Source organism: Roseburia sp. AM23-20 (genome assembly GCF_003470905.1).
Lineage (GTDB): Bacteria > Bacillota > Clostridia > Lachnospirales > Lachnospiraceae > Roseburia > Roseburia rectibacter.
The window spans coordinates 1-2,883 of the sequence record NZ_QRHS01000050.1 but is presented as its reverse complement, the minus strand read 5'-3'; the positions used below and the strand labels follow the sequence as shown (position 1 = coordinate 2,883).

Here is a 2,883-nt window from a genome sequence, read left to right as displayed (position 1 = left end):
GGAAATCTTAGACGCGCACAGGATAAATTAGATATGCAGGTCTTGAATGACATGATTCCATATATGCCGTTTCAACAGGGATCTATGGTAGGAGCGACGAATATTATTGAACCCGGATTGATTGAGACGAATGTGCCATATGCGCATTATCAGTATATGGGAGAATTGTATCTGACAGAGGATGGAAGATCATGGGCGCACAGCGGAGAAAAGAAATATCCGACTGGCAGACCATTGCACTACGATGCGAACGGGCATCCGGAAGCTACGGATCATTGGTTTGAGAGAGCGAAGGAAACGCATGGTCAGGAATGGGTTGATTTGGTTAAAAGAGAGGTAGGAAGAGGATAATGTTAACGCCGGATTATTTTTACGGAAAATCAGATAAACTGATAGAAATGTATCAGGAACTGGAAGATTGGATTATCAGTGATATAGCAATGCGTTTGATAAAATCCGGGGAAATGTCTGGCACTACTGATCGGGAACTTTGGAAACTCCAGCAGATGGGATTGCATCATACTGAAATTGTAAAAAGAATTTCACAAATGACAGGAAAGAGCAGGGACGAAGTGCGGCGTTTGCTGCGTGATAGTGTTATGACATCATTCTCTGATGATGCAGAGGTTTTAAAACGGCTTGGAGATATTCAAACACCTTTGCAAAATAATGCAGCCATCATGGCAATGAATGCCGAAATGATGAAAACATTCGGAGAATTAAATAACCTTACGCGGACAACTATGTTACAGACACAGAGAGATCTACTCAATATGCTGAATGAGGTAGATTACCGTGTGGCATCTGGTATGCAGTCGTATAACAGTGCAATATGTGAAGTGCTTGACAGATATGCACAGAGCGGCGTTGTGATTGATTATCCGACGGGTGCCAGGCGTTCTTTAGAAGCGGCAGTGCGTTGTTGTGTCGTTACTTCTATGAATCAGACGGCTGCTCAGGTAACTAATCAATACATAGTGCAAAAAGGAATAGAGTATGTTCTTGTATCGGCACATATGGGAGCGCGGCATAGCAAAAAGTTCCCGGATGGAATACCATCACACGATCATTGGCAGGGAAAAGTATATAAAATCGTCGGGAGTGATAAAGACACACCAAATCTGTTAGATGCAACCGGATACACCATAGATCCAAAGACAGGACAGGGAAGAGTTGTAGATCCTCTTGGACTGCATGGATATAATTGCAGGCATTCCCATAAGCCGTGGGATAAGTCTCTGCGAAATCCTTATGTTGATGCAGATGGAAATCCTAAAATTAATGTGCACGAGAGCCAGGAATTGTATGAGAAACAACAGCAGCAGAGATCAATGGAGCGTGCTATTCGGCAGACCAAGCGCGAATTGCTGGCAAAACAGGCAGAGTTAAGCGACATAGCAGAGACTGATGTAAAAGATATGTTGCAGCCACAATATGATAAACTTGCTTATAAACTGCGGATACAGAATCAACAGTATAAGCAATTCTGTGCGGATAATGGATTGCAGACGCAGGCTGATAGAATTAAGGTGGCAGGATTTAAGGAAAAACAGTCTGCGGTGGCAAACGGCAGGGCAACGGCTTATAGCAATTCTGTCAAAGTTCCGATGGAAAAAGCGAAGAATGTGGGATATACTAAAAGAACAAGGGAAGAGTTTGAACAGACTGCACAGCAGATAAAGAATGAAATAACGCAGTACTCTGACAGACCGTCGAAATGGAGTGGGAATATTATTGTTGATAATTTAATGATGTCTGGTGGAACATTGGGGGCAAAAGAATGGTCCTGTGATATTTCTCTTATTGATACGGTTGACGATGGAACCATATGGCATGAAATGTTACATTCGTGTTCTTGTAGTTATTATAGGCATGAGGTATATGATGCAAATGAATATATAGAAGAAACCAGTGTGGAATGGTTGAAACAGCAAATTTGTAAAGAAAAAAATATTGCAAATTCGTATGCTTATGAAGATAAAACAATTGTTCTGCAGTCATTAAATGATAGTTTTTTATTTGGTACAGATATGGAATTTGCAAAAGAATTATATAATGTACCGCTTCCAGAGCGCTATCAATGGTTAAAGAACAGGGTTGATGAATATTTGAAAAGAGCAGGTGCTTCAAATAAAGATTACGAGGATGTCATGAACTTTGTTGAAAGATTGAAAGGTGGCAGTAATGGGAGACATTAAAGGACTTTTAAAAACAATTCAAGAGTATAATAAAAAATATGTTATTACTGAAAATTCAAGTGAAGCAGATAAACTGATTGCAAAAATAAGAGAGAAAAAATATTCGAAAGAAGACTATTTTGAAACCGAAAAAGCGGTATCCGATTTTATGAAATCAGATGCATCCGAAGAAGATAAGCAAAAAGTTCGTGGTTATACAGAGTCATTATATATGATGATATCTGCAATCAGAGATTATGGACTGGATATTTAGAGGTTATATATAACGGAATGAATAAAAGACAGGCACAGGCTGAGTATTTGAATTTATTAAATAAAAAACTTGATGAAGAAGAAAAAATTATAGAGGATGCAAAACGGAAAGGGATCTGGAAAGATGGTCTTGATTCAAACAGAGAACTTTTTAAAGAATTGGATACAGAATTTGCAAGAAAAATAGAGAAATTGAAAGCTAAAGGTCAAGGAGAGGGAGCATAGTGCTTCCTCTTTATTGCCTTCGTTGGTCATCAATATAGAGTATAGTAGTGCCATACGGTTCAATATATAATGTCTTGTCAATTCTGCGAACATAGTTTTCGTTGCCATCATTGCGGATTTGAATTTGATAGGATACTGTTGCGTTTTTACGTAAGTACGTAATCATCTGTACCTTGCCTTTAAAAAAAACATGCCGCCCATCAGGGCG

At 39.1% G+C, this 2,883-nt stretch carries 5 protein-coding genes; 4 read left to right on the top strand and 1 reads right to left on the bottom strand.

Annotated elements, in window-relative coordinates; translation table 11 throughout:
* From DW650_RS19015 to DW650_RS19000, 4 genes are all read left to right on the top strand, one after another.
* The coding region (locus tag DW650_RS19015; protein ID WP_243103027.1) for a minor capsid protein at positions 1 to 351 on the top strand (351 nt) is incomplete at its 5' end.
* Positions 351 to 2,198: a phage minor capsid protein gene (locus DW650_RS19010; RefSeq protein WP_118210863.1), complete on the top strand. Its 1,848-nt coding sequence runs from the start codon at positions 351 to 353 to the stop codon at positions 2,196 to 2,198. The genes DW650_RS19015 and DW650_RS19010, both read left to right, overlap by 1 nt.
* On the top strand, positions 2,185 to 2,451 hold the full coding sequence (locus DW650_RS19005) for a hypothetical protein (RefSeq protein WP_118210862.1): 267 nt from the start codon (positions 2,185 to 2,187) through the stop codon (positions 2,449 to 2,451). The genes DW650_RS19010 and DW650_RS19005 overlap by 14 nt, the downstream gene beginning before the upstream one ends.
* A gap of 17 nt (positions 2,452 to 2,468) precedes the next feature.
* Positions 2,469 to 2,675 carry a hypothetical protein gene (locus DW650_RS19000; RefSeq protein WP_118210861.1) on the top strand — a complete coding sequence of 69 codons (207 nt, stop codon included), beginning with the start codon at positions 2,469 to 2,471 and terminating at the stop codon, positions 2,673 to 2,675.
* Between the two features lie 10 nt (positions 2,676 to 2,685).
* Here the strand turns inward: DW650_RS19000 and DW650_RS19860 are convergent.
* A partial coding sequence (locus DW650_RS19860) for a hypothetical protein (RefSeq protein ID WP_207662851.1) occupies positions 2,686 to 2,883 on the bottom strand: 198 nt, incomplete at its 5' end.

Coding starts and splice junctions, on each gene's coding strand:
- DW650_RS19010 (WP_118210863.1), top strand. CDS start 351: ATGTTAACGCCGGATTATTTTTACGGAAAATCAGATAAACTGATAGAA.
- DW650_RS19005 (WP_118210862.1), top strand. CDS start 2,185: ATGGGAGACATTAAAGGACTTTTAAAAACAATTCAAGAGTATAATAAA.
- DW650_RS19000 (WP_118210861.1), top strand. CDS start 2,469: ATGAATAAAAGACAGGCACAGGCTGAGTATTTGAATTTATTAAATAAA.